This is a genomic window from Enterobacter sp. CFEC122, assembly GCF_052983755.1.
Genome location: NZ_JBRIQR010000088.1, coordinates 1 through 4,079, shown reverse-complemented (window position 1 = coordinate 4,079; position 4,079 = coordinate 1). Strand labels below are relative to the sequence as shown.

At 58.1% G+C, this 4,079-nt stretch carries 4 protein-coding genes; 1 reads left to right on the top strand and 3 read right to left on the bottom strand.

Annotated elements, in window-relative coordinates:
• Positions 1–5: 5 nt before the first annotated feature.
• The 3 genes from ACVCAM_RS25945 to ACVCAM_RS25935 all read right to left on the bottom strand — a co-directional run bounded on the left by ACVCAM_RS25945 (position 6) and on the right by ACVCAM_RS25935 (position 2,794).
• A complete protein-coding gene (locus ACVCAM_RS25945; protein ID WP_021242367.1) occupies positions 6–971 on the bottom strand; it encodes a TerC family protein in 966 nt (321 codons plus the stop codon).
• Positions 972–1,221: 250 nt separating this feature from the next.
• Complete coding sequence (locus ACVCAM_RS25940) at positions 1,222–2,220, bottom strand: Gfo/Idh/MocA family protein (protein ID WP_021242366.1); 999 nt, start codon at positions 2,218–2,220, stop codon at positions 1,222–1,224.
• Between the two features lie 70 nt (positions 2,221–2,290).
• On the bottom strand, positions 2,291–2,794 hold the full coding sequence (locus tag ACVCAM_RS25935; protein WP_023294628.1) for a YgjP-like metallopeptidase domain-containing protein: 504 nt from the start codon (positions 2,792–2,794) through the stop codon (positions 2,291–2,293).
• A gap of 83 nt (positions 2,795–2,877) precedes the next feature.
• Between ACVCAM_RS25935 and rlmG the strand changes: the two genes are divergently transcribed.
• The gene (gene rlmG / locus ACVCAM_RS25930; protein WP_008503153.1) at positions 2,878–4,014 is read left to right on the top strand and encodes a 23S rRNA (guanine(1835)-N(2))-methyltransferase RlmG; all 1,137 of its coding nucleotides are present in this window, start codon (positions 2,878–2,880) and stop codon (positions 4,012–4,014) included.
• The last annotated feature ends 65 nt before the right edge of the window (positions 4,015–4,079 follow it).

Genomic DNA, 4,079 nt, shown 5'->3' with positions numbered 1-4,079 from the left:
ACGCGCTAAGCCTGTTGCTTCTTATCGTGCTGGCGGTTAACCCAGGTATTGATAATCAGCGTCACGATCAGAATGCCAAACACCACGCCGAGCGAAATGGCGATCGGGATATGGTAGAAATCGACGATCAGCATCTTGATACCGATAAACACCAGGATCACCGACAGGCCGTACTTCAGCATGGAGAAGCGCTCCGCCGCGCCCGCCAGCAGGAAGTACATCGCGCGCAGGCCGAGGATGGCGAACAGGTTAGAGGTCAGGACGATGAACGGGTCGGTGGTCACCGCGAAAATGGCCGGAATGCTGTCCACGGCGAAAATCACGTCGCTCAGCTCAACCAGTATCAGCACCAGCAGCAGCGGGGTGGCAAACAGCAGGCCGTTCTTGCGCACGAAGAAGTGCTCGCTCTCGATCTTGTCGGTCATGCGCAGATGGCCGCGGATCCACTTCACCAGCGGGCGATCGCCAATCGCGGAGCCGTCCTCTTTTGCCAGCGCCATTTTGACCCCGGTGAACAGCAGGAACGCGCCGAAGACGTACAGCAGCCACTCGAACTGGGTAATCAGCCAGCTGCCAGCGAAGATCATGATGGTACGCAGGATAATTGCGCCCAGCACGCCGTACACCAGCACGCGACGCTGCAGAGCCGCAGGCACGGCGAAGTAGCTGAACAGCATCAGCCAGACGAAGACGTTATCAACCGCCAGGGCTTTTTCAATCAGATAGCCGGTGAGGAAGGCGAGCGCCTGAGGATCGGCCACCGCGCGGCCTTCGGTCGAGGCCAGATACCACCAGAAGGCGGCGCAGAAGAGCAGGGAGAGAGTAACCCAGACCAGCGACCAGGCGGCGGCCTGTTTCATGGTCATGCCGTGCGCGCCGCGACGGCCCTGCAAAAAGAGGTCGATCGCCAGCATGATGAGCACGACAACCGCGAATCCGCCCCACAACATTGGAGTGCCGACAGAATGCATACTATTTTCCTTACACATAAAAAACAAAACGGCCATGGTCAGAAGACGATAGCCGTTAGCTTTTTATGCATAGACCTCGCCTTCCGGCAAGGTCTCACTTACAACCACGAGGGTTGCCCGGCGACCGGATGCGGTATTGCACGCATCGTAATGACGATCCACCGGCGAAGAAGTTACTCCCCTTTGCAGGTAACAAAATATGTCAGACCATCGGTTTCGTCAATGGTCTGCGCCGTTTCATTACACAGCTTTACGCGATAACTTCCGCGCTCACGCCGTCTGCCGGGAATACCACGCCGGTCTGACGGCGGATCTCCGTTTGCAGCTTCGCCGTGGTGCGGCTCACCGCAAGGCCTGGGTGATTCACTTCGTTGTCTTCCACCAGACGGGCGAAGACCTCTGCCTCATAGAGCATAGTGTTAATATGCTGAGGCTGCGTCAGCTCCTGCGCTTTGCCGCCGCGCGGGACAAAGCTCACCTTCTGGCACTCGGAGATCTTCTCGATAACCAGCGAGCCCGCTTCGCCCTGAATTTCGCTCGGCAGGACAGAATCGCTCACCTTGGAGTGCTGCAGCGTCACGCTGAAATCACCGTAATCCAGCACCGCGACACCGTGCGCATCCACGCCGCTCTCCAGCAGGCTGGCGGTGGCCGTGACGCCGTGCGGCTCGCCCCACAGGGCCACGGCAGAGGCCAGGCAGTAGAAACCGATATCCATAATCGAGCCGTTCGAGAAGGCCGGGTTAAAGGTGTTCGGGTTCTCGCCGTCGAGATAGCGCTGGTAGCGCGACGAGTACTGGCAGTAGTTGATAAACGCTTTGCGCACTTTGCCCACCTTCGGCAGGGACTGCTGCAGCAGCAGGAAGTTCGGCAGGCTGGCGGTTTTGAACGCTTCGAACAGCACCACCTGGTTTTCGCGGGCAAGCGCGATGGCGGCTTCCACTTCTTCGATGTTGGACGCCAGCGGCTTCTCGCAAATCACATGCTTTTTATGGCTGAGGAACAGCTTCGTTTGCGGGAAGTGCAGGGCGTTCGGGCTGGCGATATAGACCGCGTCAATGGCGTCGCTTTGCGCCATGTCATCAAGCGAGGTGAAGAGATGCTCGACGAGGTAATCGTTGGCAAAACTCTGCGCCTGCTCAAGGCTGCGGGAATAGACTGCGGTAAGTTTCAGTTTGCCGGTTTCGTGGGCGGCGTCGACGAACTGGCGCGTGATCCAGTTCGTTCCAATGACTGCGAAACGTATCATAAACGTTTACGTACTCCGTAGCGGGGAACCTTTAGCCACTGTAGCACGTCATCATGACAATTCGCGTGCGCTATTCCGCATTACCTTTTAACGATAAATGCGTAAGCCACAGCCGGGTATCAAACTCCAGCTGGTGGTACTGCGGCTCCATATGGCAGCACAGAGAATAGAACGCTTTGTCGTGCTCTTTCTCTTTCAGGTGTGCGAGTTCGTGCACCACAATCATCCGCAGAAAGGCTTCCGGCGCGTTGCGAAAAACCGTCGCGACGCGGATCTCCGCCTTGGCCTTCAGCTTGCCGCCCTGCACGCGGGAGACGGCGGTGTGCAGGCCGAGCGCGTTTTTCAGCACGTGGATCTTGTTGTCGTACATCACCTTGTTGATCGGCGGCGCGCTCTTCAGATACCGGTTTTTCAGATCCTGCGTATACTGCCAGAGGGCTTTATCGGTCGCGAAATCGTGGGTGCCGGGGTAGCGTTTTTCCAGCACCGCGCCGAGCTTTTGCTCGGCAATCAGGGTGCGAACCTGAGAAAGTAAATGCTCCGGGTAGCCCTGGAGATAAGTAAGTTGGTTCATCAACGCCCCAAATCGACAATAAAACGGGTATACTCACGCACCCTTTTCAGGGATACGCCAAATTTTACCATTCAGGAGGGCCGATGAGCCACTTAGACAACGGTTTCCGTTCACTCAACCTTAAACGTTTCCCGGAAACGGACGACGTTAACCCGCTTCAGGCGTGGGAAGCGGCGGATGAATATCTGCTGCAGCAGTTGGATGAGACTGAAATCCGCGGCCCGGTTTTGATCCTGAATGACGCCTTCGGCGCGCTGGGCTGCGCCCTGGCGGAGCACACGCCGTACAGCATCGGCGATTCCTACTTAAGCGAGCTGGCGACGCGTGAAAACCTGCGCCATAACGACATCGACGAATCCAGCGTGAAGTTCCTCGACAGCACCGCGGACTACCCGCAGGCGCCGGGCGTGGTGCTCATCAAAGTGCCAAAAACCATGGCGCTGCTGGAGCAACAGCTGCGCGCGCTGCGTAAGGTCGTCACGCCAGAAACCCGCATCATCGCGGGTGCCAAAGCGCGTGATATTCACACTTCGACGCTGGAGCTGTTTGAGAAGGTCCTTGGCCCAACCACCACGACGCTGGCCTGGAAAAAAGCGCGCCTGATCAACTGTACGTTCGCCGCACCCGAGCTGGCCGACGCGCCGGACACGCTGAGCTGGAAACTGGAAGGGACCGACTGGACCATCCACAACCATGCGAACGTCTTCTCCCGTACCGGTCTGGATATCGGGGCGCGTTTCTTTATGGAACACCTGCCGGAAAATCTGGAAGGGGAAATTGTCGATCTGGGCTGCGGCAACGGCGTGATTGGCCTGACGCTGCTGGCGAAGAACCCGGAGGCCAGCGTGGTGTTCAGCGACGAATCGCCGATGGCGGTGGCCTCCAGCCGTCTGAACGTTGAAACGAACATGCCGGACGCGCTGGACCGCTGCGAGTTTATGATCAACAACGCGCTGTCGGGCGTAGAGCCTTTCCGCTTCAACGCCGTGTTCTGTAACCCGCCGTTCCACCAGAAGCACGCCCTGACGGATAACGTCGCGTGGGAGATGTTCCACCACGCGCGCCGCTGCCTGAAGATTAACGGCGAGCTGTACATCGTGGCGAACCGCCACCTGGACTACTTCCACAAGCTGAAGAAGATTTTCGGTAACTGCGTGACCATTGCGACGAACAATAAGTTTGTGGTGCTGAAGTCGGTGAAGCTGGGACGTCGTCGTTAAGATGGTTTTGCCCGGTGGCGCTTCGCTTACCGGGCCTACAATGGCCTCGAACCCGTAGGCCGGGC

Bases quoted from the DNA above. Each gene is read 5' to 3' on its own strand.
- ACVCAM_RS25945 (WP_021242367.1), bottom strand. From the start codon at position 971: ATGCATTCTGTCGGCACTCCAATGTTGTGGGGCGGATTCGCGGTTGTC.
- ACVCAM_RS25940 (WP_021242366.1), bottom strand. From the start codon at position 2,220: ATGATACGTTTCGCAGTCATTGGAACGAACTGGATCACGCGCCAGTTC.
- rlmG (WP_008503153.1), top strand. From the start codon at position 2,878: ATGAGCCACTTAGACAACGGTTTCCGTTCACTCAACCTTAAACGTTTC.
- ACVCAM_RS25935 (WP_023294628.1), bottom strand. From the start codon at position 2,794: ATGAACCAACTTACTTATCTCCAGGGCTACCCGGAGCATTTACTTTCT.